This window comes from Streptococcus sp. DD12, assembly GCF_001578885.1.
Lineage (GTDB): Bacteria > Bacillota > Bacilli > Lactobacillales > Streptococcaceae > Streptococcus.
The window spans coordinates 352,166-378,413 of the sequence record NZ_KQ969495.1; the positions used below are offsets into that span (position 1 = coordinate 352,166).

Below are 26,248 nucleotides of genomic sequence, written 5' to 3' on the forward strand. Positions count from 1 at the left end.
GAGGTGTTTTATGACAGAAAAAATTCGCATGACAAATGGTCGCTTACAAGTCAGTCACCAACCGATCATTTCTTATATAGAAGGTGACGGGGTTGGGCGTGATATCTGGAAAAATGTCCGTCTGCTCATTGATAGTGCGGTGGAGAAAACTTATGGTGGCGGTAGACGTATCATCTGGCAGGAGCTTTTAGCCGGCAAGAAAGCATTTGACCAAACTGGGGAATGGCTCCCAGCGGCAACCATTGAAGGGATTCGAGAGAACCTTGTTGCGATTAAGGGGCCGCTTGAAACACCTGTGGGCGGTGGCATTCGCTCCCTTAATGTGGCCCTGCGTCAGGAGTTAGACCTCTATGCTTGTGTGCGACCTGTCCGCTATTTTAATGGCGTGCTAAGTCCGCTTAAGGCGCCTGAAAAGACGGATATAACCATCTTTAGAGAAAACACAGAAGATATCTATGCCGGTATTGAGTGGGAAGCAGGTAGCCGTGACGTCAAGCGCGTGATTGCCTTTCTGCAAGACCAGATGGCCGTTAAAAACATACGATTTCCGAGTTCTTCAAGTATCGGCATTAAACCGATTTCTAAGGAGGGGAGTAGGCGCCTCATTCGGGCGGCTATTGACTATGCCTTAAAGCATGACTTGAAGCGCGTGACTTTGGTGCATAAAGGGAATATCCAAAAATTTACCGAAGGTGGTTTTCGGAAATGGGGTTATGAACTGGCTCAGAAGGAGTATGGGGATGCTATCAAAATGGGACGTTTAGAAATAACGGATTGCATTGCCGATAACTTTTTACAGCAAATTTTGCTAAAACCGGAACAATTCGACGTGGTTGCCCTAACCAACCTAAATGGGGATTATGCCAGTGATGCTTTGGCGGCACAGGTTGGGGGTATCGGAATTGCACCTGGTGCTAATATCAACTACCAAACAGGTCATGCCGTCTTTGAAGCGACACATGGAACGGCCCCTGATATCGCCGATAAAAACCAAGCAAATCCTTGTTCTATGCTCTTGTCGGGCTGTATGATGCTAGAATATATCGGATGGCACGAGGTGGCAAAGGCTATCACAAGAGCCCTTGAACGGACCTTCGCCACCGGAATCTTCACAGCGGACTTGGCTGGGGAGCGAAAAGCCTACAGCACCAGTGCTTTTTCACGGCAGGTTTTAGAAAATCTCTAAAAAAATATTCTGCTCTTGTAGCAGAATATTTTCTTGTTAGATGTATTTACTTTGCGAAAACCTTCCTCAAAAAGGAATGCTTTTCCTTATTGGCTACTTGACTGAAACATGATTTAGTGTTTGTAGAGGTAGCGACCAAAGATAGCGATGAGGAGAATCGCTCCTAAAATAGAAGGAATAAGCGCCATATCAGCCAGATGAGGCCCCCAATTCCCCAAAAATAATTGCCCAATAACTGATCCCAAAAGCCCGACGAGGGCAGTGATGAAACAGCCAGGTCGCTCGTTGGAATCAAAAAAAGCACCTGCAATCGAACCGATAAAAAAACCGACACATAAGGACCAAATCATAAAACACCTCCTAGCTTGATCATCAGTATAGCACAAGACTATAACGAAACCGTAAAGAGATGATGACGTTTGTGTTCAGGTGAATAGGCTCAGTGCTGAGAAAGAGTTTACGAAATAAGGCGATCGATTTGTTCAAGAGGCTTTTTGATGAAATTAACAGAAAATTCTTGACTTTTATGAAAAAAGGAGTAGAATAACAAGTAAATCAGAAAGTAACTGGTCAGTGATTTTCAGGGAGCCTGTGGGTGTTGCGAACAGGCAGTCAAGGCTAGTGAACATTGGGCTGATGAGAAGAGATGAGAAGGGAAGACATAACCTTCTCGGTGGGCACCCCTTACCGTGCAGCTCCTTGTTAGAGGAGAGTGAGATGATGGCCGGATTGTCGTTTTAGGCCATTAACTGAGGTGGTACCGTGTTAAACTAGATTTAATGCCCTCACAGAGTTTTTCTCTGTGAGGTTTTTTGTTTATTTTTAGACCTATCTTCAAAAATGAGTAGAGATAACGAGACAGCATATGGAAAGGAAGTATCATGAGAAAAATTTTACCAGCTGATACCTTGACGCCGATTTTGGCTTACATGCGTGTTCAGGGAGAACACAAGGTGATCCTTGAATCTATCCCGCGTGAAAAGGAGAACGCCCGTTTTTCTATCGTTGCTTATAACCCTGTCTTTGAAGTGACCTTTAAAGAAGGGACTTTGTATGAAAATGGGGTGGTAATTGATCAAGACCCGTTTGAGTATTTGGATAAGGTTACGGTAAAAGGGATTCAGTCAGATTTACCTTTTGCTGGGGGGGCCATTGGTTTTGCCGGTTATGATATGATTGGCCTCTATGAAACGATTGGTGACATTCCAGAGGATACCATTGGAACACCGGATATGCACTTCTTCATCTATGAGTCCTACTTGATTTTTGACCATAAAAAGGAAAAAGTCTATGTGGTTGAAGACAATATTTACTCGGGGCGTGACAACGATGCGGTTCGTCAGGCTCTGGGCCAAGTGGTGACAGATCTGCAGACGCAAGCGCCAAACGAATTTACTCCTCAAGCTCTGCAAGCCTTGCAATTTTCAAACCATATCGAAAAGGAAGTCTTTATGGATATGGTGGCTAAAGCCAAAAAGCTCATTCGTGAAGGGGATATGTTTCAATGTGTGCTGAGTCAGCGCTTCTCTGCGAATTTTGAGGGAGATCCTTTGGACTATTACCGCAATTTGCGAGTCACCAACCCTTCAAACTATCTCTACTTTTTTGATTTTGGCGATTACCAGGTCATCGGAGCGAGTCCAGAGAGTCTGGTATCTGTCAAAAATGGCGAAGTGGTCACTAACCCCATCGCTGGAACACGTCCTCGAGGGGCCAATGACGCTGAGGACGTTGCTTTGGCTGATGAATTGGCGAACGATATTAAGGAAACAGCGGAGCACCGCATGCTGGTTGACTTAGGGCGCAATGATATTGGAAAGATTGCCAAGAATGGCACGGTAGCCGTTACCAAGTATATGGAAGTTGAATATTTCCGGTATGTTATGCACCTGACCAGTGTGGTCAAGGGAGAACTCCTGCCCCATTTGACTGCTTTGGATGCGCTAAAATCAACCTTACCAGCTGGTACAGTTTCAGGTGCGCCTAAGATTCGTGCCATGCGACGCATCTACGAATTGGAGCAAGAAAAACGTGGTATCTACGCGGGGGCAATTGGCTATCTGTCTGCGACAGGGGATATGGACTTTGCTATAGCCATACGGACCATGATTCTCAAAAATCAAAAGGCCTATGTCCAAGCAGGAGCTGGAATCGTCTACGACAGTGTGCCTGAAAATGAATTTTATGAGACGATTAATAAGGCCAAGGCTATGACACGGATTGGAGATGTGCAATGATTTGTTTAGTGGATAACTATGATTCCTTTACGTATAATCTGGCTCAGTACTTAGGGACCTTCACCCAAGTTGAAGTTGTCAGAAATGACGCGACTGATTTATATGACAAGGTAAGCCAGGCTGATGGCATCGTCTTGTCACCAGGACCAGGCTGGCCAGCTGATGCGGGACGTCTCGAAGATGTCATTCGTGATTTTGCAGGTAAAAAGCCCATTTTAGGGGTCTGTTTAGGGCATCAGGCCATTGCGGAAACCTTTGGTGGTAAACTCGGGCTAGCTGGTCAAGTTATGCACGGCAAGCAAAGCCAAATGACTCAAGAAGTGGCTTCGCCACTATTTGATGGGCTAGCGCAAACGTTAACCATCATGCGCTACCACTCTATTGTAGTGGACGAGATGCCAGAGGGCTTTGAAGTTGTAGCCAGAACAAAGGATGACCAAGAGATTATGGCCATTCAAAATAAGGAACTCCAAATCTACGGTTTACAGTATCACCCAGAATCTATCGGTAGCCCAGAAGGCTTGGAAATGATTCGTAATTTTGTGGCCTTGGTGCCTAAAAAGGAGATAGGATGAAAGAGATTTATCAAGCGTTAGTCGCTAGAGAAGACTTAAGCCAAAAAGAGGTCGCTGCTGTTTTTGATGCGATTTTACAAGGTGGTGTGAGTGAGAGTCAAATTGCGGCCTTGCTCATGGGTTTAGCGGTTAAGGGGGAAACACCTGATGAAATTGCTGGTGTCGTCACCTCTTTAAAAGCGCACGCTGTGACCTTGCCAGAGCCTTTCTTGGATGCCATGGACAACTGTGGAACTGGTGGCGACCGTTCCTTTAGTTTTAACATCTCAACGACAGTCAGTTTTGTTTTAGCTGCAGGCGGGGTTCGGGTCGCAAAGGCGGGAAATCGCTCGATTTCTTCGAAATCTGGCTCGGCTGATGTCTTAGAAGCATTGGGAATCAATATTTCCGCTAGTCCAGAAGTTTTAGCACGCGCTCTAAAGGAAGTAGGTCTGGCCTTTATCTTTGCGCAAACCATGCACCCTGCCATGCGATTTATTGGACCAGCTAGACGGGCGCTAGGGATTCCGACCATTATGAATCTTGTCGGCCCTTTGGCTAACCCAGTTGATTTGAAGAGTCAAATGATGGGGCTGTACCGATTAGAATTGCAAACATCGGTAGCCCAAGTTATGCAAAAATTAGGCAGAAAACGTGGCTTAGTGATTACAGGCCCTGATAATATGGATGAAGCCGCGCTTTACGGAGTGAATACCTATACCTTGCTACAAGATGGCCACATTAGCCAGCACCAGTTCACCTATCAGGAATTGGGAATGGCTGAGGTGCCACTAGAGGCCATTCGTGGGGGAGATGCCCAGGAAAATGCGCAAATCCTCTTGAGCGTTCTCAACAATGAAGCCAGTCCTTATCTCGAAACAACGGTTCTAAATGCTGGTTTGGGATTTTTTGCCCATGGCAAAGTAGACGACCTACCGGCTGGGATTGCTTTGGCTCGCCAAGTCATTGCTGATGGTTTAGCCCTTGAAAAATTACACCAATTGCAAGAGGTGCAAGTATGAGTCAAACTTTTTTGCCTAAAATTCTTCAAGAAAAAGCCATCGAAGTGGCAGACTTAGCTCTCGAAACGGTTGGAGAAGGGAGAAAGTCCTATCGTCTTTTTGACTACCTTAAGGCGCAAAAAGACCGCTTGCAGGTCATTGCAGAAGTTAAAAAAGCGAGTCCAAGTATGGGAGATATTAACCTAGATGTTGACATCATCCAGCAAGCAAAGACCTATGAGGCTAATGGGGCTTGTATGATTTCTGTTTTGACAGACCGCCTTTTTTTCAAGGGGGATCTCTCATACCTGCGAGAAGTCTCTAAGGCTGTTTCTGTTCCGACCTTGGCTAAGGATTTTATCATCGACGAAAAACAGATTGTTCGAAGCTTCAATGCCGGTGCAACGGTTATCTTATTGATAGTGGCTGCTCTGACCCAAGACCGTCTCAAAGAACTTTTTGACTTTGCAACTGGTTTGGGGTTAGAGGTCTTGGTAGAAACACATACAGCTGAAGAGTTGGCCATTGCCCATCGAATTGGGGCGGAAATTATCGGTGTCAATAACCGAAATTTGACAACATTTGACGTCTCTCTCGAACATACCAAGGCTATGGCGCCTTTGTTTGAAGCCGATAGGGTCTATGTGTCTGAATCAGGTATCTTTAGCAGTCACGATGCGCATCAGGTGGCTCCTTATGTTTCGGCGATTTTGGTTGGAACAGCACTTATGCAAAGCACAGATGTTGCATCCACCATAAAGGAGTTACAAGTTGACAAAAGTTAAAATTTGCGGCTTACAAACCCCAGAAGCGGTTCAGGCTGCTGTGGCGGCAGGTGCAGATTACCTCGGTTTTGTTTTTGCACCGAGTCGCCGTCAAATCAGCATCGCTAAAGCAAAAGAGCTGGTCAAAGGACTACCAGCTTCTGTCAAAACGGTGGGTGTCTTTGTAAATCCTAGCTTAGACAGCCTGAAAGAACACATTCTTGCGGTTCCCTTAGATATGGTACAAATCCATGGCGATTGGGATGAGTCTATGGTAGAAGCGCTTGACGTTCCTGTGATAGGTGCCATTCAGGTGGCAGGTGGGCTGACACCACCAAGTGAAAAGTTGCCTTATGTCTTGTTTGATGCACCACAGGCTGGTTCAGGGAAAACCTTTGATTGGCAAGCGGTTGACCTGACTCAGATTTCTCAACCTGTTTTTATCGCAGGTGGTTTGACCGTAGCTAATGTCCAAGAAGCGATTGCAACCTTTTCGCCCTATGCTGTCGATGTTTCGTCAGGGGTTGAAACAGCAGGTGAAAAAGACGTGACGAAAATTAAAACATTTATAGAAAGAGTGAAAGCATGACCTATCAACAACCAGATCAACGTGGCTTTTTTGGGGAATATGGAGGGCAATTTGTCCCTGAAACCTTAATGACAGCTGTCATCGAACTCGATAAAGCTTATCGCGAGGCCAAGGAAGACCCAACTTTCCAAGCGGAGTTAGATGACTTGCTGAAAAATTATGTCGGACGTGAGACACCGCTCTATTTTGCTAAGAGGTTGACAGACTATATCGGTGGGGCTAAAATCTACCTCAAACGTGAGGACCTTAATCACACGGGTGCCCATAAAATCAATAATGCTTTAGGGCAAGTCTTACTGGCTCGTCGCATGGGCAAGAAAAAGATTATTGCTGAGACAGGGGCAGGGCAGCACGGGGTAGCGACAGCCACTGCGGCAGCCTTGTTTGATATGGAATGTACCATTTATATGGGGGAAGAAGATGTCAAACGGCAAGCCCTCAATGTCTTTCGCATGGAGCTCTTAGGCGCTAAAGTCCATGCCGTCACGGATGGTTCGCGCGTGTTGAAGGATGCGGTCAATGCTGCCCTACGTGCTTGGGTAGCCAATATTGATGACACCCATTACATTATGGGTTCTGCCTTAGGGCCTGCCCCTTTTCCAGAAATTGTGCGCGATTTTCAATCAGTGATTGGTCGTGAAGCCAAGCAACAGTTTGCCCAACTAACTGATGGGGCCTTGCCAGACGCTGTCTTGGCTTGTATTGGTGGGGGCTCTAATGCCATCGGCCTCTTTTACCCTTTCGTCGAAGATGAGAGTGTTGCTATGTATGGCGCAGAGGCAGCTGGTTTAGGCTTAGACACTGATAAACATGCGGCTACCTTTGCTAAGGGACGGCCTGGAATTTTGCACGGTGCTTTAATGGATGTCCTGCAAGACCAACACGGTCAAATCATGGAGGCCTTCTCGATTTCAGCCGGTCTGGACTACCCGGGTATCGGTCCTGAACATTCCTTCTTTAACAGTATCGGACGGGCAAGCTATGATGCGATTACTGACCAAGAAGCGCTAGAAGCTTTCCAACTCTTGTCTCGACTCGAAGGTATTATCCCTGCTTTAGAATCCAGTCATGCCATCGCTTTAGCGCAAAAAGTGGCGAAAACGATGGACAAGGACCAGTCTATGATTATTTGTCTGTCTGGTCGTGGGGACAAGGATGTCAACCAGGTGAAGGCGCATTTGGAGGCAGAAAAAGGAGAACAAGCATGACAAAAACGTTGACCCAACAGTTGCAAGCCATTAAAGAGGCAAAAAAAGGCATTTTTGTGCCCTACATCATGGCAGGAGACCATGAGGATGGTCTGGCAGGTTTAGCAGATACCGTGACCTTTTTGGCAGAAAACGGCGCTTCAGCGATTGAGGTGGGGATTCCTTGGTCAGACCCTGTTGCTGATGGACCCGTCATTGAATTAGCTGGTCAAAGAAGTTTGGCCAAAGGGACTAGCTTGACTGCCGTTATTGAAACCCTACAAAGGATTGATAGTCCGGTTCCTCTGGTGATAATGTCATACATTAACCCTATCTACCAATACGGTATTGAGCGCTTTGTGGCCGATTTGGCCTCTACCGACGTCAAAGGCTTAATCGTTCCTGACCTGCCTTTTGAGATGTCTGACCTCCTGCGTCCGGCTCTAGCTGACTCTGATATCGCTTTGGTTCCCTTAGTGAGTCTGACGACGGGTGTCCAGCGCCAAAAAACGATTACTGAGGGAGCAGAAGGCTTTATCTATGCTGTTGCTGTTAATGGTGTTACAGGTAAATCAGGGAACTACCGAGACGGTTTGGATGAACACTTAAAACGCTTGGTAGATGAAATGACTATTCCAGTCTTAACAGGATTTGGCGTGTCAACGCCTGAAGATATTGTCCGTTTTAATCGCGTTTCTGATGGGGTTATCATCGGAACGAAAATCGTCAAGTCCCTTCATGAAGGCGATAAGCAGACCGTCGCAGACTTGGCACAGGTAGCTAGCCAAATTGAAAAATAAGGGGACTAAAGCCTAGCCCACTTAAAAAAATGATGCAAAGGAAGGTTTTTAACCTTCTTTTTCTGTGGCAGACGACTCCAGCGGTCAGGACTTTAAACTGGTATGGCTGGCAGGCCTAAAACTGTTTTTAAGGCTTTAGGAAAAGACGACCAACCAAAGTGCCTAATCTATGCTATAATACTAGATTAGACGGTCTTTAATGGCCAAAAAGTTAGGAAAAGACAATGATAATTTTGCAAGCAAATGCTATTGAGCGGTCTTTCTCTGGGGACGTGCTCTTTGATCAGATAAACATGCAGGTCAATGACCGTGATCGGATTGCCTTGGTGGGGCGTAACGGTGCTGGGAAATCAACCCTCTTGAAAATCCTTGTAGGCGAAGAAGCCCCCACCCAGGGGGATGTTTTTCTCAAAAAAGATGTTTCCTTAGCCTATTTGGCTCAAGATAGTCGGTTTGATTCAGACCAGACCATCATGGCGGAGATGCTGGCGATTTTTCAATCCTTACGCGATATGGAAAAGACGCTAAGAGACTTAGAAGCAAAAATGGGGCAAGCTTCAGCAAGTGACTTAGAAACCATCATGAGCCAGTACGATAAGCTGTCTGAGCGCTTTCGTCAGTTAGGCGGTTTCACCTATGAAGCGGACATTAAGGCGATTTTGAATGCTTTTAAATTTGATGAGAGCATGTGGGATATGCCAATTTCCAGTCTGTCTGGTGGCCAAAATACGCGTTTAGCTTTGGCGCGGATGCTCTTACAAAAGCCAGACTTACTTGTCTTGGACGAACCGACCAACCACTTGGATATCGAGACCATTTCTTGGTTGGAAGGTTATCTATCCAATTACCAAGGTGCCCTTATTATCGTTAGCCATGACCGCTATTTCCTCGATAAAGTGACCACTATTACCTATGATTTGACCCCTCATGCCTTAGAGCGTTATGTGGGAAATTACAGTCAATTTGTCGACCAAAAAGCGCAAAAAATGGCCTCTCTTTGGCAACAATATGACAAACAACAAAAGGAAATTGCTAAGTTAGAAGACTTTGTCAACCGAAATATCGTGAGGGCGTCGACGACCAAACGTGCCCAAGCCCGTCGCAAGCAACTGGAAAAAATGGACCGCTTGGACAAGCCCAAAGGTGATGAGAAATCAGCGCACATGGCCTTTGCCATCACGGAAACGTCCGGCAACCAAGTCATGCAAGTGGAGAATTTGGTGATAGGCTATGACCATGAAAAGTTAGCCGGCCCTATCGACTTAGAAGTCACCAAAGAAGATGCCATTGCCATTGTAGGCCCTAATGGGATTGGGAAATCAACCTTTGTGAAAACGGTGATTGGTCGCCTACCTGCCTTAACGGGAAGTGTCCGTTTAGGGGCTAAAGTCAGCATTGGTTACTATGACCAGTCGCAGTCAACTCTCTCTGAACGTCAAACCGTACTGGAGGAGCTCTGGTCGGCCTTTCCGACCTTGCCTGAGCTAGACATTCGTAACCGTTTGGGGGCCTTTCTCTTTTCAGGCGATGAGGTCAAAAAGACCGTTGCCATGCTGTCAGGGGGTGAACGTGCCCGCTTGCTTTTGGCTAAATTGTCCATGCAAGGGGACAATTACCTCATCCTGGATGAGCCGACCAACCACTTGGACATTGATAGTAAGGAAGTTTTGGAAAATGCTCTGATTGACTACGCTGGAACGCTCTTGTTTGTTAGTCATGACCGTTACTTTATCAATCGTGTGGCTACCAAAGTGCTGGAAATACGACCAGATGGTGCCAAACTCTATCTGGGAGATTATGATTATTACCTGCGTAAAAAAGCGGAAGAAGAGGCGCTAGCAAGGGCTAAGGAAGAGGAGACTATAGAAGCTAGTCAAGCAGACGAGTCTCAAGCCCAAGACTACCAAGCCCAAAAAGCCAATCAAAGGGAAGCCCGCAAACTCCGTCGCCAGCTAGATGACCTTGAAAACCGTTTGGAGACCTTGGAAACTTTAATCAGTCAAGTGTCCGAACAAATGATGGCAACCAATGATAGCGCAGAACTTATGGCTCTTCAAGAAGAACTGAGTCAACACGAAGATGAACAAATGACTGTGTTGGAAGAGTGGGAGACCTTGGCGCAAAGTCTTGAAGAATAATCGTATTTTTATTCAATTATTCTTGACTTTTATGAATTTTTAGACTAAAATAAGCTTATGAAACAATTAGTAACACAATGGAAGTGGACTTTAGGAACACTAGCAGTCCTAGCGCTTATCGTTTTTGCAACTATCGGTTTGACTGGTAAAAGTGACTCAGATGAAGATATGCAAACGGCTATTCAAAAATCAGGGAAGTTAGTGATTGCCATGAGCCCTGATTATGCCCCTTATGAATTCCGAACCATGATTAATGGTCGTGATACGGTAGTGGGGTCAGACATAAAGTTGGCCCAAGCTTTAGCAGATGAGTTAGGTGTTCAGTTGGTCATTTCAGCCACCACCTTTGACAATGTCCTCAATAGTCTGAATTCTGGTAAGGCTGATTTGGCGATTTCTGGCCTGTCAGCGACACCTGAGCGGGCAGAACACTATCGGTTCTCGACACCTTACTATGAAGCGACCACCGTTTTATTGGTCAAAAAAGACAAGGCTGCAACCTACACAAGCATAGCGAGTTTCGACAACCAACCCATCGGGGCTCAAAAAGGAACCATTCAAAATACTCAGGCCCAAGAACAGATGCCTCAGGCTAATCTGGTTGCACTAACCTCTACCAGTGAGTTGGTCAATGAGTTGAAGTCTGGAAAACTCAATGGCATTGTGACAGAATACCCTATTGCGGCAGGTTATGTGGCCCAAAATAGCGATTTGGCCATTTCCTCAGTGAGCTTAAAATCAAGCGGTGACACCAGCTCAAACGTTGTGGCCATGCCAAAAGGGAAAAAGAGCGAACGCCTAAAGAAAACCATTGATAAAGTCATTAAGAAATTGGTCAAAGAGGGCAAATATAAAGCCTATATCGACGAAGCATCAAAAACTATTGCTGAAAATGAATAAAAAGTCTTGACGTGAGCAAGACTCTTTGGTAACATAGTTTGGGACGTAAAAACGTTATTCTATTTCTTGAGGAGGTGAAATCATGTCAAAAACAGTTGTTCGTAAAAACGAATCATTGGACGATGCTTTGCGTCGCTTCAAACGTTCTGTTACTAAAGCTGGTACTCTTCAAGAATCACGTAAACGCGAATTCTATGAAAAGCCTTCTGTAAAACGTAAACGTAAATCAGAAGCAGCTCGTAAACGTAAAAAATTCTAAGGATAAGCGGCATTAGCCGTTTATTTTTTTATTGCCTTAATTGTGCTAAAATAGCAGAAAGAACTGATAAGGAGAAGCGCATGCGACTGGTCTATACAGATTTACAAGAGGATTTGACGGAGATTTTAGCGCAGATCGCCCAGAAGTCAGCAGATCACGGGCGACGTGTTTTTTATATTGCCCCAAATTCCCTGTCTTTTGATAAAGAGCGAGCGGTTTTGAGCCATCTTAAAGGGCAGGCTTCTTTTGCTGTGACAGTGACTCGTTTTAGCCAGATGGCTCGTTACTTTGTGTTGGATAGTGTGCAAGGGCAAAAACAGCTAGATGACTCTGGTTTAGTCATGGTCTTTTACCGTGCCTTGATGCAATTATCCGATGACGACCTTCGTATTTTTGGGCGTTTACGCTTGGAGGCTGGCTTTATCGCCCAGCTGGTTTCCTTGTATCAAGAACTGCAAGTGGCCCAGATGACTGTGGCTGATTTAGAAGGGCTCAATCCTCCTGAAAAACAGGCAGATTTGGAAAAAATCTTTGCTGCTGTTGATGATATCCTAGCCAACTACGCTTACCAACAAGAAACTCAGATAGGTCAGCTACTGACAGCGATGCGCTCAAAGACATGGGAGCAGGACTTAAGTGCTGTAACGGTCATTATTGATGGCTTTACCCGTTTTTCTGCCCAAGAAGATAGCCTTGTCAGTCTCATGCACGACATGGGGGCTGAAATTGTTATCGGTACTTACCTGAGTCAAGATGCGATGCGTTCTTCTTTTATTGAGGGCAATGTTTACCAAGCGAGTTTTCAGTTTATCCAGGATTTAGCGCATCGTTTTGAGGTAAAAGCAGAATACCTGACCTCAAGTCTTACTTACCCAGAAGCCTTTAGCCGCTTGTCTCATCTCTTTGAAGCCAAGCATGCCTTCACGCAGACTGACCTCAAGCTAACAGAAAGTGAGCACCAGGCGCTTGAGTTATGGACTATGCCTAGTCTACAAGAAGAAATCGAGGGAGTGGCGACAGCCATTCGTGATTATATTTATCAAGGTTACCGCTACAAGGATATAACCGTCCTTTTAGGAGATGTGGAAGCCTACCGGCAAAGCTTGGGGCAAATCTTTGACAAGTATGAAATCCCTTATCATCTCTCTTATGCGCATAAGATGAGCAGTCATCCTTTAGTGCATGTTTTAGACAGCCTTTCGCGGATTTTCCGCTACCATTTGCGTCAGGATGATGTGCGCAATCTCATTAAATCGGGTTTGTATGGTCAGATAAGTCAAGAGGACTTGGATATTTGGGATGATTATGTCCGCTATGCGGATATTCAGGGGGATGCTTTTTTTAAAGCGTTTACGGCTGGCAAAAAAGAAAATTACAATCTGAAACAGTTAAATGCGATTCGTGAGAAGCTCATGCAACCCTTGGCTAAACTGTTACATGATAAGGAAAGCTCTAATGGCCTTGGCCATTTACAGCGATTGGTGGCCTTTTTTGCGGATAGCCACTTAGAAGCTAATCTTAATCAGATGGTGGCTAGTGAAGATGAAGAGGAAGTTTTAAAGACACAAGAGGTCTTTAAAAGTTTTTCAGATATCTTAGCTCAGGCTCAGCTCTTGTTTTCAGAAGAAAGCATTTCGATGACACAATTGCTGGACCTACTGGCCTCAGCTATGTTAAACAGTACCTATCGCACCATCCCTGCGACCGTTGACACGGTGACCGTGCAGTCCTATGATTTGGTCGAACCGCATGCCAATCGCCTGGTTTTTGCCCTGGGCATGTCAGCGCAAAACTTTCCAAAGATTGCCCAAAATGACAGCTTGCTATCTGACGAAGAACGCCAGTTGATTAACGAAAGCACTGATAGTGACAAACGCTTAGACCTACCTAGTCAAGAAAATAATCAAAAGAATCTCTATACAGCCCTGTCTGTTTTTCATGCAGCGACTGAAAAACTTGTGCTCTCGCAGCCACGCTTCAAGCAAGAAGAAGAACAAACTCTCTCCCCCTATGTGCAAGAGTTGCTTGATTTTGGACTTTCCATGCAAAATAAATCCCAGTCGCTCACACGGCTTCAACCGAGTGATATTGGAAATGCTAAGTCCCTCTTGTCACGCGTCTTGGCTCATTATCAGCTGGCTGTTCCAAATAGTCAAGAACAAGAGACCTTCTGGACAGTTGCCGGTCGCTATTTGAGGCGTTATTTGGAAAAAGCACAGTTGCATCTCCCTGCCTTTGATGGGCAACTGACAACCAAGCCAGTCAGTCAAGAGGTGATGCGGTTACGTTTCCCTGAAAATGAACCGTTGCGGTTGTCAGCATCAGCCTTGACAACCTTTTACGATAACCAGTATAGGTATTTTCTCCAGTACGTGCTTGGTCTAGAAGAAAGAGCCAGTATTCACCCTGATGCGCGCCAACACGGCGTTTACCTGCATCGTGTTTTTGAGCGTGTCTTACAAGACCATAGCGGAATACCTTTTGACCAAAAAATGGAAAAAGCGATTTCTTCCACCAACCAAGAAGTTGCCTTTGTTGATGCCTATCAGGGAGATTGGTCGGGCCAATACAGTTTGTCTCGGCTTGAGACCATCGCACGTGCAACGGGTTCTGTTGTGGCAGAGGACCACTTTGTTTTGTCTCAGGCAGAAGAAAAACAATTCGTCTTACCTTTGTCTGAGCATTTGTCTGTTTCTGGGATTATTGACCGTATAGATGTGCTAAAAGACCAAGAGCGGTCGGGAATTGTGGATTACAAGTCCAGTAAACAAGCATTTGATATTCAGAAATTTTACAATGGCTTAAGCCCCCAATTGGTGACTTATATTCAAGCCTTGCTTCAAGAGGAAGCGCGATTAGACAAGGTTTTTGGGGCCATGTATCTGCAGATGCAGGAGCCAAAAGTTGCCCTGCAGGATGTATCCCAGTTGTCTGATGCTGTTTCAGAGTTGCAAAAGGATATGCTTTATCAAGGTATTTTCTTAAAGGAGGCCAGTCCCTATTTGACGTCGGGCCCCTATGCCATTAGTTCAAAAAGCACCTTTGAAGAGGCTGAAATCGAAACCTTACTAGCCTACAATCGTCACTTGTTTGAAAGGGCCGAAGCGACCATACGCCAAGGACACTTTGCGATTAATCCCTACACTGAGGATGGGAAAGTGGTAGCTGGAACGCAACTCAAGGCCATTACCCACTTTGAAGCCAACCATCATTTTTCACAAGCGCGTCGGTGGTTAACCATTCCTAGAAAACCCAAAGAAGCCTTTTTCGAACGTATTAGAGAGGAGTTAGGACATGACTAATGGTCGTTTTTTGACAGACCAAGAAATTGAAAAGTTGCAAATTCAAGAAGCCCAATCGGATCTTTCTCAAAAACGAACACCCGAACAGATCGCAGCCATCTATCGCCACGGGACTAACATTCTGGTGTCAGCCTCGGCCGGTTCAGGGAAAACCTTCGTCATGGTTGAGCGCATTATTGACATGATTTGTCGGGGAGTCGGTATCGACCGCCTCTTTATCTCCACCTTCACGGTTAAGGCAGCCCGTGAACTCAAAGAACGCTTGGAAAAGAAATTAGGTCAGGTCATCAGTCAGACCCAAGACCAGGACCTGCGAAGTTTTCTGGCCCAACAAGCTAACCTGATACAGACGGCAGATATTGGTACCATGGATGCCTTTACCAAACAGTTTGTTAACCGCTACGGTTACACCATTGGTATCGCGCCACATTTTCGTATTTTAGAAGCCAGCAGTGAGCGAGAATTACTCAAACAAGGGGCTTTTGAGAAGACCTTTGACCGCTATATGGCGGCAGAAGATAAGGAAGATTTTCTGCGCTTGGTTAACAATTTTTCGACCAATCGCAAGGATGCCACAAATTTCCGCCAACAGGTATTTGCCATCTATGACTTTAGCCAGTCAACAGCCTCCCCAAAGACTTGGTTGGCCCAGCATTTTTTGAAAGGTGCTGAGGATGAAGAGGCTCAGGAAGCCTACCTGCAGAACCATGTGGAAGAGGCTCGGTCAACGGTGATAGAGGCGCGTGAATTTTTTAGACATCATCTCGAAGAAGCGACTGCTTTATATGCTAGTGACAAAAAACCAGTGGCTTACTTGGCCAATGTTTCAGACCTTGTCAGCTTATTAGAGCCGATTACCCCTTTCACAGATGCCACTACGCTTGCCCAAGTTATTGACAGGGTTTATACCTTAGGCAAGTCAGAGAGAGGGAAGGCGTTAACCAACCAGAAAAGGCCCAAAGATCCTGAACTTAAGTTTTTTAAAGAAAGTTATAACAGTGAAAAAAACCAATGGATGGCCAAATTAGGAGAGGCTAAGCAGAATTTTTTCACGTTTTCGGTGATTAAAACTTACCAAAAAGAAGCTCTTCCCCTGCTGAAAGTCCTTCAAGGTTTTGTCCAAGATTTTTCTAAGGCTTATTTAGCGCAAAAGCGTCAAGAAGGCGCCTTTGACTTTTCAGACATTAGTCACTTTGCCATTCAAATTTTAGAAGAGCATCCCGAAATTCGCCAACTGTATCAAGAGCGCTATGTCGAGGTCATGGTCGATGAGTATCAGGATAATAACCATACGCAAGAAAAAATGCTGGAGCTGTTATCAAATGGCCACAATCGGTTTATGGTTGGTGATATCAAGCAGTCTATCTACCGTTTTCGACAAGCGGATCCGCAAATTTTCAACCAAACCTTCAAACGTTTCCAAGAAGACCCCGAAGAAGGTTGCCTGATTGTCTTGAAAGAAAATTTCCGAAGTCAAAAAGAGGTGTTAGACAGTACCAACGACCTATTTTGCCACCTTATGGACGAAAGAATTGGTGATGTCGCCTATAAAGGGGGACACGAGCTGGTTGCGGGCAGTCCCGAGCAAAAAATGGAACAAGTCGAAAACCGAACCAAGGTATTGGTTTATGACGATTCAAGCGAATCGGTGCAAGAGGACTCACTGGCAAACACAACTGCCGAACCAGGGCAATTTCTGATGGTTGCCAAGGAAATCATGCGCCTGCACAAGGAAGAGGGAGTTGCCTTTTCAGAGATTACCTTACTGGTTCCAACACGTTCGAGCAATGAAAGTATTAGTCGAACCTTTGATCGATTAGGCATTCCTCTGGTCACTGATAGCGGGTCAGGTAGCTACTTAGAGTCTGTCGAAGTCATGGTTATGCTAGATACCTTACGAGCGATTGATAATCCCTTGCAAGACTATGCACTGGTTGCCTTGCTTAAATCAGCCATGTTTGCTTTCGATGAAGACCAGTTGGCTAGGATTGCCCTTCAAGGAGATAAAAAGGACGGCGGGCGTTTTTATGTTAAATTGCAAAGGGCGCTTCAAGGTCGCGGCCACCAGCAACAGCTGATTACCCAAGCGCTCAAAGAGAAACTGCAGACCTTTGAGCAGACTTTTCAAAAATGGCGGAGCTATACCTTAAATCACAGTCTCTATGAGTTGATTTGGACCATTTACAACGATCGGTTTTATTTTGACACAGTCTTAAGTCTTCCCAACTACGCGCAAAGGCAAGCCAACCTTAGTGCCCTTGCTCAACGGGCCCAACAATATGAAAATTCAGGATTTAAGGGACTGCCTCGTTTTATCAGCATGATTGATAAGGTGATTGCCAATCAAAACGACTTGGACGTTGTAACGGTTACCCCACCTGAGAATGCCGTGACCTTGATGACTATCCATAGCAGTAAAGGTTTAGAGTTTCCTTATGTCTTTGTGCTCAATACGGAAAAACGGTTTAATCAAACCGACCAAAAGAGTGCTCTGGTGCTCAATCGTGACCAGGGCATTGGGATTAAATATACAGCTGACCTCAAGTCTGAGTTCCCAGATAGCCCTCTGGTGAGTGTCCCTGTCGAGATAATGACGCTACCTTATCGCATGTTTCAAGAAGAAGAAAAATTGGCCTACTTGTCTGAGCAGATGCGGTTGCTTTATGTGGCCATGACCCGGGCTGAAAAACGCCTCTATCTGGTCGGTAAAGGCAGTAAAGATAAGTTGCAGGAGCCAATTGAAGCCAAAGCAGAAGCAGGCGTCTTGCCACTCGATTTGCGTCAAACGAGCCAGAATTTTCAGTCTTGGATACTTGCTGTGGCCACTGTTTTTGCTAGTCAGGGCTTGGCCTTTGACCTGACATTTGTCACCGATGAAGACTTAGTTGGTCTAAGTCCATTAAAAGAACCGGCAGCGTTTGTCGTGAAAGATTCTCTTTCTAACAATCGCCAATCAGATGACATTTCGCAAGCCCTCAAACGGCTTGATGCGGTCGAAAAACACAATCAGACCTATCAAGCTGCCATCGAACTTCCTTCTGTGCGAACGCCCAGTCAGGTCAAAAAGTATTATGAACCGATTATGGAAACCGATGGTGTCGTGTTAGATGCTATTCAGCCCCAAAAAGCTCAAGAAAAACTCCGTTTTAGCCTACCAGAGCTGTCCTCCAGCCAGCAGGCGACTCCAGCAGCAGTCGGTTCTGCCACGCACGAATTGATGCAACGGGTGAGGTTGTCTTCACAAGTGACCTTGTTTAATGTGCAAGAAGCACTAGAGCGCGTGGATGCGCCACAAGTCGTCAAAGATAAGGTTCGAATCGATATGATTGCTAACTTTTTTGAACAAACCCCTCTGGGGCAACTTATTCAAGAACAGTATCAACACATACACCGTGAAGCGCCCTTTGCCATGTTGGCAACAGATCCTGTTTCTACCGAGCAATATGTGGTGCGGGGGATTGTCGATGGCTATCTGGTTTTAGAGGACCGTCTGATTCTTTTTGATTATAAAACCGACCGTTATAGCGACCCACAAGAAATAGCTGAGCGCTACAGAGGTCAGATGGCTCTCTACAGTGAGGCCCTGCAACGGTCATATGAAAACAAACCTGTGGAATCTTATTTGATTTTATTAGGTGGAGACCAAATTAGGGTGATTCAAACCTAAAGCAATCGCCATTCTGAGATAGGAGCCCTCTCTAAAAGTCCCTTGCCTTCTAGCGACTTTTTAACAAATCTTTTAGGCAAATAAAAAAACTGGTGTCAGCACCAGTTTTTTATTTTTTTAGCGAGCCACGCGACGGCGAGCCGCTTTTTTACGGTTTTCTTCAATGAAGGCTGCTTTTTTTTCTTCAGGTTCAATGAATTTCTTTTGAATGGTGTAAACAGCACCAGCTACCAAAGCAGCTGAGCCAGCGACACCTGTTGCCAAACCTTTGATAAATCCATGTTTTTTTGCCATAATGAGGTCTCCTTTTTTATATGGTATAATAAACATTATAGCAAAATCAATTACGCTTTCAAGGAAAAATATGAACACACCACTAATTGTTATTGTTGGACCCACTGCGGTGGGAAAAACCGCACTAGGGATTGCCCTGGCCCAGGCTTTTGATGGCGAGATTATCTCTGGAGATAGTCAGCAGATTTATACCGAATTAGCGATTGGGACTGCCAAGGCCACCCCCAAAGAACAAGCACAAGCCAAGCACCATTTGATTGACAGACGACATGTTTGGGAGACTTATTCGGTTTATGACTTTGTCAGTGAAGCCAAGGCTGCGATTGAAGCCATCTGTCAGAAAGGTAAATTGCCTATTCTAGTGGGAGGCACGGGTCTCTATATCCAGAGTCTATTGGAAGGCTATCATCTGGGTGGTGAGGTTGACCAAAAGCAAGTATTGGCCTATCGCAGTGAGTTAGAGCAGTTATCAGATGAAGTGCTTGCGCAAAAAGTTTCAACTGCGGGTATAAGCATCAAAGAACCGAATCGGCGTCGTTACATTCGGGCTTTGGAGTTGGCTCAATTTGCGGTTCATCAACAAAATTCGAGACCAGATTACCAGCCACTCATACTTGGTTTAACAACCGATCGGGAGCAACTCTATCAACGGATCAACCAACGGGTGGACGCCATGATGGATGCGGGACTTTTGGCGGAGGCGCGTTGGCTTTACGACAACTTCCCTGATGCCCAAGCAGCACGAGCTATCGGTTATAAGGAGCTTTTTCCTTATCTGAAGGGTCAAGTTTCCTTGCAGGAAGCCACAGATTTACTCAAGCGCAACAGCCGCCGTTTTGCCAAACGCCAACTGACTTGGTTTCGTAACCGAATGGCAGTTGATTTTTATGATATTCAAGCTGATGGTTGGCAAGAAGCTCTTTTTAGTGAGGTTTCTGATTTTCTCTTGTCAAGAGATAGTTGATATGGTATACTATGTGAGTTGACTTATGCACATTCTGGTGCAACCGCACGACCATCGTTTCTAAGTAGCGCAAGCTCACGATGCTAGGCGAGTCTTCACTGAGGATTTTCCTCACATTATTTTTTCAGGAGGTGCATCATGAGCACATATGCAATCATCAAAACTGGTGGTAAACAAGTTAAAGTTGAAGTTGAGCAAGCCATCTATGTCGAAAAGATTGACGTTGAAGCTGGTTCAGAAGTTACATTTGATCAAGTTGTCTTGGTCGGTGGCGACAAAACTGTTGTAGGTAAACCACTTGTTGAAGGCGCAACTGTTGTTGGAACTGTTGAAAAACAAGGAAAACAAAAGAAGGTTGTGACTTACAAGTACAAACCTAAAAAAGGTAGCCACCGTAAACAAGGTCACCGTCAACCTTACACGAAGGTTGTTATTAAAGCCATCAACGCTTAAGGCACATGATTACAGCACAATTTAAGCGTCAGGCGAGTGGCCAACTTGTTTCAGCGCAGTTAACTGGTCATGCTGACAGTGGTCCCTATGGCCAAGACATCGTTTGTGCTGCAACGAGTAGCTTAGCTTTGAACACGGTTAATAGCTTAGAACTATTGACGCCTGTCAATTTTGACTTTGCCATTAACGAAGATGAAGGAGGCTTTATTCAAGTTTCCTTGGCTGATACTCAGGAAGAAAAAAGCCAACTCTTGATGGAGGCATTTCTTCTGGGGATGACTAATTTAGCTGACAATGCTTCAGATTTTGTCAGTTGCCAGGTCATTACAGACTGATAAGAGAGGACAATCATATGTTACAATTAAATCTGACTAACTTGCAATTATTCGCCCACAAAAAAGGTGGGGGTTCTACGTCAAATGGACGTGACTCACAAGCGAAACGTCTTGGCGCAAAAGCTGCTGACGGACAAACTGTTTCAGGCGGTTCTATCCTTTACCGTCAACGCGGAACTCATATCTACCCAGGTGCTAACGTAGGACGTGGTGGAGATGACACCCTTTTTGCAAAAGTTGAAGGTGTGGTACGTTTCGAGCGTAAAGGTCGTGACAAGAAACAAGTTTCTGTTTACCCAATTGCTAAATAATGTGGTGAAACCGCATGAAATAAGGCTTTCCGAGATTATCGGAAAGCCTATTTTTTTTGTTTTGGTACCCACCGTGGTACCCATATTTTAAAAACCAATGTAGGAAGCGAACTTGTTAGCCACTTCATTTTTGGCATTTTGGGGTAACGTTAGCATAGATGTCCATAGTTGTTTGGATATTCTCGTGTCCCAATCTTTCTTGGGTTTCCTTGATGGTGGTACCAGTGAGAAGAATGCTCAACGTTTGCTCAAGACGGAAATAGCCAGGATTAACGCTGACACGCAACTGGCCATGCTCAAGGAAAATAAGTTCACTCACATGATATTCGTGGCCGAACCTGGTGCTTGTGATATTTGTGGGCCACTTGATGGAAAGGCTATACCGGTTTCTGAATTAGAAAAAGGTATCAACATGTACCCGATGCACCCGAATTGTCGCTGTTCTTTATACGGTCATATAGAGATGAGGTACAAGGCAGGCGGTAGCACGCTAGACCGAGAGACGACTTTGAATCAAGATGTAGAGCAAGCTGAGGAGGTGAAGCAGACATCAGGAAACCGACAGAAACAAATTCCTCATCACGCTTATAATTCTGTGAAAGACAAGTGGCTAACAGCTGCTGATTTATCAAAGGCGAAAGTAAGCGAGCAATACTATTGGGAGCACGATGGAAACAAGTACCACATTGACGGTAGAAATGTCATTTTCAAACCTATCGATAGAGAGATTGAGGTAGCAGAAATCCTCTCTAAGACACTTGGTAAACATGTAATTCAAGTTCCAGAAGTCCATAATCTAAATTCTTTAAAGACTCCAGATTATCTAATTGACGAAGTCCGTTGGGATTTGAAAGAGATTGAAAAAACAGGCAAAAATAAAATTGACAATGCTATTGTAAATAAAAAAGAACAAGCAGGGTCGTTCATTATTGATGTCACTAAAACACTTATGGGTATTGATGAGATATACTCTAAAATTGATAGAATTTACTTTAACCGACACAGGGATTGGCTTGAAAATATCATTTTGGTAAAAGATATGGAAATAATTGATATTTTTGAAAGAAAATAAAAAAAGAGAGCACACACCCCCCACAGCTGAAGCCTTTAATGTAGGAGGTAGTAACTCTCACTGCCTAAATTATAACTCTTTCTTTAATTTTTTACAAGAAAAACAAGAGGAAACATGAATAGAGAAAAATTCAAGAAATTGGGATATAATGAGGTTGTAGCACAGGAAAAAGCTCTTAAAGTTTTTTCTGAATTGTTCGATTTCAAATTCGGAAGGATTGATTGATATGGTTAAAGAATTTAATTATAAATGGTCTGAAGCAGAAGATGACAATCTGGATGAATTGCTGAAGGAAGCTCACGAACGGAACAAAGACAGAACGATCGCTGAGATAGATGCAGAATGGAATGACTTTGTAAAAAGTCTAAAACTTGAAACGGCTTATAGTGCTCACGAAACTGTAAAGAGAGATAACTTCATTGATCCTTACATAGGAAAATGTTATAAAGATGCAGCTGAAGTTTTTACGATGGGACTAGAAGGATTGTTTACTTCTAGTAAATTCACCAAAGGACTGGAAAATCACCATCCAATCATAAAAAAATAACTGATGATCCTGAGTTCTTACATCTAGTAGTTGGATTACTTTTGAAAGGATAAAGTCATGATAAATAATCTTGATGAGCGTTTAGAGCATGATTATATGTACGTCAGAGGGAATATGGATTATGATACTGCTCATGCTAAAACAGATGAAACCTATAATTATGGTAAAGCTTTGACACGATATTTGGAAAGGAAAAATAATGGTAAAATTTAATTTGATTGAAGTTGTGAATGGTTTTTACCGTTACGAGGTCTTTCCTGAAGGCGATGTGAGTAGGAGGGAGGTTTTTGAACTTAATCCTTCTACCCGTGAGGTAAAACGAAATGTCCCCCTGAAATACGGTTTTGATTATGTGTCAAAATGTATTGTAAATCTAAATAATGAAGATGGTAGCTTGAAAGAATCAGGGCAAGTTGCTTGGTATTAAGCACTTAGGAACTTCTAGGTGTTTTTATTATACTTTTTTAAGGAGTAGAATGTGTATCAACTTTTTAAATTGAAAAAATGGTTTATGAAAACTATTTTATGTAACCACGAATACGAATGGACGGGATTCGGGGCACATTCAATGGCAGTTTGCAAAAAATGCGGAAAGATAACTAATAAAATATAGATTGTGTGGTGATTCAATTTCTCCCAGCGATAGGGTTATCATGCAAGAACGATTGAAAGGAATGTGATATGGCAAGAGGAAGAAAGCTTGGCAATCAGAAGCCTACTCAATCGGTAATTCTTCCATAGAATTGTCGGTGTACTGTAGATTATCGCCCGTCTAGTGGACGTAGGCAGAATGTGCACTCTAAAAAATGGAGTGATGAGAAGAAAACTGCTATCAAGCGCAGAAAGATGATTGGACAACAGCAGGGCAGTAAACCTTATCAGAGCATAAAAAAAGAGTGGCTAAAGCACTCAGGGAAAGGTTCTGTTGCCGAAATGGGCTACTGGGATCTTGAGGGGGTCAAGTACCACGTTGACGGGAAGTATGTTGTCTTAGATTATTCACAAAAAGAAAAAGAGGTTGCAGAGTGGCTAGCCAAGAAATTTGGTGTTAAAGTCCAGATTGTACCAAAAGTAAATTATCCGCTAAAAGTTCCGACTCCTGATTATTTGGTCAATGGCGAACGATTTGACTTAAAAGAGATTGAGGGAGTTGGTAAAAATGTTGTTGATAACAATATGCGAAAATCAAAAAGACAAGCAAATAATTTTGTGCTTGAACTAGAAAAATCTAATATTAGCACAAAAGAAGTGTTACAGCAGTTGGAAATAATCTACAGAAGCGGCAGGAGAGATGTTGATACTGTTATCATGAAACGTGGCAATAGCTTGATTGATATAGTACAAAAAAGGAAGTAACCGTCATTCCGACCACATAGTGGACAAGGGGAACAGGATTACTTCCTTAATTAAGTTAAGTATACAACAATTTTGCTTAAAAAGCAAGGAAAGGAGAAGAAAAAGAATGATTGCACTTTTGGATAACTAGTTTAGGAGGTGATCTACTTTCTCCCAGCGATAGGGTTATCATGCGAGAACGATTGAAAGGAATGTGATATGGCAAGAGGAAGAAAACTTGGCAATCAGAAGCCTACTCAATCGGTAATTCTTCCATAGAACTGTCGGTGTGTTGTGGATTATCACCCGGGAGATGGGAAGAAGCAAAACGCTTGGTCTAAGAAATGGACCAAGGAAAGCTCCAAGGCGATGGAAAGGCGTAAGCAGCAGGACCTTGATGTTCGAGATAACAACCGAAAGGCAGACATCAGAGAGTACAAAGAAGTAGTGGCCATACTCGGTGCTGAGAACTCCCCCATTTCCCTAGCAAAGTTTCAGGATTTGAAGTATAATGATGGCGAAGGATACAATTCGTTAAAAGACCGTATAAGATGGACAAAATCCAAATTTCCTACCGAGAAATCTTTAAACGGGCATTTCGAAGATCATGGTATAGAGTTCGGCGATATAACCATTGAAGAATATCAAAAAATGGCCTCTGAATTGTTATCAAAACCGACCTCGGACAAGATATTAGGTTATCTGACGGAACATAGACGAGTGCGCTATGATATCGATAATAATATCTATGTTTTGGGTAATCCAAAAACATTCAAAATCAAAACAATGTTTAAGCCAGACCTAGGAAAGGAGTATTATGATGAAGAATTCAAAAAAGACATGGGAAATTGACGGAGAACTATGGCTACATTGTCCTGTTTGCGGAAATGAAGTTATGGACTATGATATCTGTGATGTCTGCCATTGGCAAAACACAGGTATTATAAATATCGATGGCGGTCCTAATAAAATGACGTTGGCAGAAGCTAAAGAGGCCTATGCTAAAGGTGAACCTATCAAGTAAGCACTTAACTAAGTTTGAAGTAAGGAAAGACTGATGGAGCTAGGAACATTCAACAATAAGGTTGTAAGGGTCACAGATACTGACAACCTTATTGTTGAGGGAATTTGTCTTTTTGAAGATAAGGATACCTTTGACGAAGAGTTTGACGCTTTATCGGTCAAGACCGGCCTTCGATGGACAAGGTTATTTGAATATGAAATAAAGAATATTGAAGTAGTGTAAGTATGCCGATGAGTTTGGAAGTATTACACAAACGCAATATCTGAAACAAGGTCAGTCGCTTCTGGCTGAGTCGATTAGTGATAAGATTCTTGGGTATGATACTGAGTACCGCCGTGTAATGTATGATTTAGAGAATAAAATTTTTGCACTTGGCGATAACAAAAGAAGTCGCTCGACAACTATGTTTAAACCAGATAACGGGGAGGATTATTATCATAATGACTTCAAAAGAGAATATCGTAATGATTGATGGGTGGGAGTTCGTTCACTGTCCTGTTTGTAACAATCTAGTAGAAACCTTTGATATCTGCGACACCTGTCACTGGCAAAACACTGGTGAAACGAATATTGACGGAGGTCCTAATAAAATGACGTTAGCAGAAGCTAAAGAGGCCTATGCTAAAGGTGAGCCTATCAAATAAAAAACACTTAGAAACTTCTAGGTGCTTTTTTTATGCCCTGTCGTATGGCAATAAACTTGGCAATCAGAAGCTTACTCAATTGGTAATTCTTCCATAGAACTGTCGGTGTACTGTGGCTTATCATCCGTCTAGTGGACGTAGGCAGAATGTGCATTCTAAAAAATGGGGTGATGAGAAGAAGGCCAGAGTTGACCATAGAAAAACAATCGGTCTAGAATCTGTTGACGAGCAAAAAATGAAGCGCTATAATAGGGCTGAAAAGAGTAGCGGTGCTGTGTATGGTGCTTGGAACGACAGAAATGATCCATATAATAAAGAGCGTGACCGTCATGCTCAAACGTTTTAAAATGCTGTCAGAAATCGCAATAAGCAGTATGAGATAGTCAAGGTAGCTAAAAATAGTGGATTTTCACGGTCGGATGTTGAAAAGATAATGAATCACATTTTCTTTAATGAGCATGATTTAGAGGGAGGTCCTAAGCGATTTGACCCAAGCTATGATATGGCTGAAAGTTGGCGGAGGCTCTCAGAAGTTGGTGGTCAGCACGTTCAACGTCATGACCTTGTGATGTTACACCATGAACTCATGGAATATAATTTCATGAAAAAAGGAATGAATTATAATGAGGCTCATAAGTTAACTAATCAGAAATACGATTATAAAAAGCTTGGGTTGCTTGGATGA

At 43.8% G+C, this 26,248-nt stretch carries 29 protein-coding genes, 1 pseudogene and 1 other annotated feature; of the genes and pseudogenes, 28 read left to right on the forward strand and 2 right to left on the reverse strand.

Annotated features, from left to right (window positions below):
- Positions 1–10: 10 nt before the first annotated feature.
- Positions 11–1,186 carry an NADP-dependent isocitrate dehydrogenase gene (gene icd / locus STRDD12_RS01670; RefSeq protein WP_066914330.1) on the forward strand — a complete coding sequence of 392 codons (1,176 nt, stop codon included), beginning with the start codon at positions 11–13 and terminating at the stop codon, positions 1,184–1,186.
- 113 nt (positions 1,187–1,299) lie between these two features.
- Here the strand turns inward: icd and STRDD12_RS01675 are convergent, their stop codons facing one another.
- Complete coding sequence (locus STRDD12_RS01675) at positions 1,300–1,536, reverse strand: GlsB/YeaQ/YmgE family stress response membrane protein (protein ID WP_066914332.1); 237 nt, start codon at positions 1,534–1,536, stop codon at positions 1,300–1,302.
- A 531-nt stretch (positions 1,537–2,067) separates the two neighbouring features.
- Between STRDD12_RS01675 and trpE the strand changes: the two genes are divergently transcribed.
- From trpE to addA, 12 genes are all read left to right on the forward strand, one after another.
- Positions 2,068–3,423, forward strand: a complete 1,356-nt coding sequence (gene trpE / locus STRDD12_RS01680; RefSeq protein WP_066914334.1) for an anthranilate synthase component I — start codon at positions 2,068–2,070, stop codon at positions 3,421–3,423.
- Positions 3,420–3,998: an aminodeoxychorismate/anthranilate synthase component II gene (locus STRDD12_RS01685; protein ID WP_066914336.1), complete on the forward strand. Its 579-nt coding sequence runs from the start codon at positions 3,420–3,422 to the stop codon at positions 3,996–3,998. Before trpE ends, STRDD12_RS01685 begins: the two co-directional genes overlap by 4 nt.
- Positions 3,995–4,999, forward strand: a complete 1,005-nt coding sequence (trpD, locus tag STRDD12_RS01690) for an anthranilate phosphoribosyltransferase (protein ID WP_066914337.1) — start codon at positions 3,995–3,997, stop codon at positions 4,997–4,999. Before STRDD12_RS01685 ends, trpD begins: the two co-directional genes overlap by 4 nt.
- Positions 4,996–5,763 carry an indole-3-glycerol phosphate synthase TrpC gene (gene trpC / locus STRDD12_RS01695; protein WP_066914339.1) on the forward strand — a complete coding sequence of 256 codons (768 nt, stop codon included), beginning with the start codon at positions 4,996–4,998 and terminating at the stop codon, positions 5,761–5,763. Before trpD ends, trpC begins: the two co-directional genes overlap by 4 nt.
- Positions 5,750–6,331: a phosphoribosylanthranilate isomerase gene (locus STRDD12_RS01700; protein WP_066914340.1), complete on the forward strand. Its 582-nt coding sequence runs from the start codon at positions 5,750–5,752 to the stop codon at positions 6,329–6,331. Before trpC ends, STRDD12_RS01700 begins: the two co-directional genes overlap by 14 nt.
- On the forward strand, positions 6,328–7,539 hold the full coding sequence (trpB, locus tag STRDD12_RS01705; protein ID WP_066914342.1) for a tryptophan synthase subunit beta: 1,212 nt from the start codon (positions 6,328–6,330) through the stop codon (positions 7,537–7,539). Before STRDD12_RS01700 ends, trpB begins: the two co-directional genes overlap by 4 nt.
- The gene (gene trpA, locus STRDD12_RS01710) at positions 7,536–8,318 is read left to right on the forward strand and encodes a tryptophan synthase subunit alpha (protein WP_066914344.1); all 783 of its coding nucleotides are present in this window, start codon (positions 7,536–7,538) and stop codon (positions 8,316–8,318) included. Before trpB ends, trpA begins: the two co-directional genes overlap by 4 nt.
- Before the next feature lie 224 nt (positions 8,319–8,542).
- Positions 8,543–10,456 (forward strand): ABC transporter ATP-binding protein, encoded by a 1,914-nt coding sequence (locus STRDD12_RS01715; RefSeq protein WP_066914346.1) that lies wholly within the window; start codon positions 8,543–8,545, stop codon positions 10,454–10,456.
- 57 nt (positions 10,457–10,513) lie between these two features.
- Positions 10,514–11,356, forward strand: a complete 843-nt coding sequence (locus STRDD12_RS01720; protein WP_066914348.1) for a transporter substrate-binding domain-containing protein — start codon at positions 10,514–10,516, stop codon at positions 11,354–11,356.
- An 82-nt stretch (positions 11,357–11,438) separates the two neighbouring features.
- Positions 11,439–11,615 (forward strand): 30S ribosomal protein S21, encoded by a 177-nt coding sequence (gene rpsU, locus STRDD12_RS01725; protein WP_000048058.1) that lies wholly within the window; start codon positions 11,439–11,441, stop codon positions 11,613–11,615.
- Positions 11,616–11,695: 80 nt separating this feature from the next.
- Positions 11,696–14,917 carry an ATP-dependent nuclease subunit B gene (gene rexB / locus STRDD12_RS01730; RefSeq protein ID WP_066914351.1) on the forward strand — a complete coding sequence of 1,074 codons (3,222 nt, stop codon included), beginning with the start codon at positions 11,696–11,698 and terminating at the stop codon, positions 14,915–14,917.
- Entirely contained in the window at positions 14,910–18,584 is a 3,675-nt protein-coding gene (addA, locus tag STRDD12_RS01735; RefSeq protein ID WP_066914353.1) for a helicase-exonuclease AddAB subunit AddA, read from the forward strand. Before rexB ends, addA begins: the two co-directional genes overlap by 8 nt.
- Positions 18,585–18,701: 117 nt before the next feature.
- Here addA and STRDD12_RS08040 read toward each other — a convergent pair whose 3' ends face one another.
- Complete coding sequence (locus STRDD12_RS08040) at positions 18,702–18,878, reverse strand: DUF3042 family protein (protein ID WP_082753036.1); 177 nt, start codon at positions 18,876–18,878, stop codon at positions 18,702–18,704.
- 70 nt (positions 18,879–18,948) lie between these two features.
- On the opposite strand from STRDD12_RS08040, the gene miaA reads away from it, so the two are divergent.
- The 15 genes and pseudogenes from miaA (at position 18,949) to STRDD12_RS01805 (ending at position 26,248) form a co-directional block, all read left to right on the forward strand.
- Positions 18,949–19,842: a tRNA (adenosine(37)-N6)-dimethylallyltransferase MiaA gene (gene miaA, locus STRDD12_RS01740; protein ID WP_066914355.1), complete on the forward strand. Its 894-nt coding sequence runs from the start codon at positions 18,949–18,951 to the stop codon at positions 19,840–19,842.
- Positions 19,843–19,873: 31 nt separating this feature from the next.
- Positions 19,874–19,947: a sequence feature (ribosomal protein L21 leader region), on the forward strand.
- Positions 19,948–19,980: 33 nt separating this feature from the next.
- Complete coding sequence (gene rplU, locus STRDD12_RS01745) at positions 19,981–20,295, forward strand: 50S ribosomal protein L21 (protein WP_066914357.1); 315 nt, start codon at positions 19,981–19,983, stop codon at positions 20,293–20,295.
- A gap of 5 nt (positions 20,296–20,300) precedes the next feature.
- On the forward strand, positions 20,301–20,630 hold the full coding sequence (locus tag STRDD12_RS01750; protein WP_066914359.1) for a ribosomal-processing cysteine protease Prp: 330 nt from the start codon (positions 20,301–20,303) through the stop codon (positions 20,628–20,630).
- A gap of 17 nt (positions 20,631–20,647) precedes the next feature.
- Positions 20,648–20,941 carry a 50S ribosomal protein L27 gene (rpmA, locus tag STRDD12_RS01755; protein ID WP_066914361.1) on the forward strand — a complete coding sequence of 98 codons (294 nt, stop codon included), beginning with the start codon at positions 20,648–20,650 and terminating at the stop codon, positions 20,939–20,941.
- Positions 20,942–21,053: 112 nt separating this feature from the next.
- Positions 21,054–22,013, forward strand: coding sequence for a CdiA C-terminal domain-containing protein (locus STRDD12_RS01760; protein ID WP_066914363.1), 960 nt, complete (start codon positions 21,054–21,056; stop codon positions 22,011–22,013).
- 226 nt (positions 22,014–22,239) lie between these two features.
- Positions 22,240–22,560, forward strand: coding sequence for a hypothetical protein (locus STRDD12_RS01765; RefSeq protein WP_066914365.1), 321 nt, complete (start codon positions 22,240–22,242; stop codon positions 22,558–22,560).
- A gap of 57 nt (positions 22,561–22,617) precedes the next feature.
- Positions 22,618–22,773, forward strand: a complete 156-nt coding sequence (locus STRDD12_RS08160; protein ID WP_156471427.1) for a hypothetical protein — start codon at positions 22,618–22,620, stop codon at positions 22,771–22,773.
- Positions 22,760–22,987 (forward strand): hypothetical protein, encoded by a 228-nt coding sequence (locus STRDD12_RS01770; RefSeq protein ID WP_066914367.1) that lies wholly within the window; start codon positions 22,760–22,762, stop codon positions 22,985–22,987. Before STRDD12_RS08160 ends, STRDD12_RS01770 begins: the two co-directional genes overlap by 14 nt.
- Positions 22,988–23,352: 365 nt before the next feature.
- Positions 23,353–23,916: a CdiA C-terminal domain-containing protein gene (locus STRDD12_RS01775; RefSeq protein ID WP_156471428.1), complete on the forward strand. Its 564-nt coding sequence runs from the start codon at positions 23,353–23,355 to the stop codon at positions 23,914–23,916.
- A gap of 510 nt (positions 23,917–24,426) precedes the next feature.
- A pseudogene (locus STRDD12_RS08545) lies at positions 24,427–24,747 on the forward strand (hypothetical protein); the annotation flags it as partial.
- Positions 24,716–24,919: a CPCC family cysteine-rich protein gene (locus tag STRDD12_RS01785; protein WP_156471452.1), complete on the forward strand. Its 204-nt coding sequence runs from the start codon at positions 24,716–24,718 to the stop codon at positions 24,917–24,919. The pseudogene STRDD12_RS08545 and the gene STRDD12_RS01785, both read left to right, overlap by 32 nt.
- Positions 24,920–24,952: 33 nt before the next feature.
- A complete protein-coding gene (locus STRDD12_RS01790; protein ID WP_066914373.1) occupies positions 24,953–25,141 on the forward strand; it encodes a hypothetical protein in 189 nt (62 codons plus the stop codon).
- Positions 25,142–25,383: 242 nt separating this feature from the next.
- Positions 25,384–25,563 carry a CPCC family cysteine-rich protein gene (locus STRDD12_RS01795; protein WP_197456658.1) on the forward strand — a complete coding sequence of 60 codons (180 nt, stop codon included), beginning with the start codon at positions 25,384–25,386 and terminating at the stop codon, positions 25,561–25,563.
- Between the two features lie 148 nt (positions 25,564–25,711).
- On the forward strand, positions 25,712–25,909 hold the full coding sequence (locus STRDD12_RS01800; protein ID WP_066914375.1) for a hypothetical protein: 198 nt from the start codon (positions 25,712–25,714) through the stop codon (positions 25,907–25,909).
- Between the two features lie 87 nt (positions 25,910–25,996).
- Positions 25,997–26,248: a hypothetical protein gene (locus STRDD12_RS01805; RefSeq protein ID WP_066914377.1), complete on the forward strand. Its 252-nt coding sequence runs from the start codon at positions 25,997–25,999 to the stop codon at positions 26,246–26,248.